The sequence below is a fragment of the Vibrio sp. 1402 genome, from assembly GCF_033340275.1.
In genome coordinates this window covers 1-708 of record NZ_JAWOWE010000271.1, presented here as the reverse complement: position 1 = coordinate 708, position 708 = coordinate 1, and the positions used below count along the sequence as shown (strand labels likewise).

At 41.2% G+C, this 708-nt stretch carries 1 protein-coding gene; it reads left to right on the top strand.

Annotated elements, in window-relative coordinates; translation table 11 throughout:
* Nucleotide 1: 1 nt before the first annotated feature.
* The coding region (locus tag R7044_RS25510) for a conjugal transfer protein TraH (protein ID WP_225456032.1) at nt 2-708 on the top strand (707 nt) is incomplete at its 3' end.

Sequence of the window (708 nt, the reverse complement as noted above, 5' to 3'; positions counted from 1 at the left end):
TCTGTGGACAGTACCGAGTATATCTACAGCTAACGGCTTAAAGTCTGAAATGGACGCCCTTTTCAATGAAATGAGCAATGTCACTCAACCAGGTGTATTTGAAACACAGCGTCGAGGGGTTCTGGCTGGTGGTCGATACACCACGAAAACACGCATATTTAATGAAAACCTAGTGTCATTCACACCTCCATCATGGAAAGCTGGTTGTGGTGGTGTTGACCTATTTGGGGGCTCATTGAGCTTTGTTAACGCAGAACAAATCGTCACTTTGCTGCGTTCGGTAGCTGCAAATGCAAAGGGATACGCATTCCAATTAGCATTGGATAACGTCTTTCCTGATGGTGCAAAATGGATAGAAAACTTCCAAAAGAAAATACAACAATTAAACCAATATTTGGGTAATTCTTGTCAACTTGCACAAGGTATCGTAAATGACGCTACCTCTTCATTCGATGTTAAACACAAAACTGACGCTTCCATTACAGCTACCACAACGGGTCTGTTTGACGATGTATTCTCATCTAAGCAAGAGCAAGGCGGTTCTACACCACTCGAACAATTGAAATCAAACAACCCAGATGAGTACAAGAAAATGATTGGTAATATCATCTGGAAGCAATTGAAGAAAAATAATGCAAACGCATGGTTCACATACGGAGACAACACATTACTAGAAGCCATAATGTCTGTGACGGGAACAGTAATAAT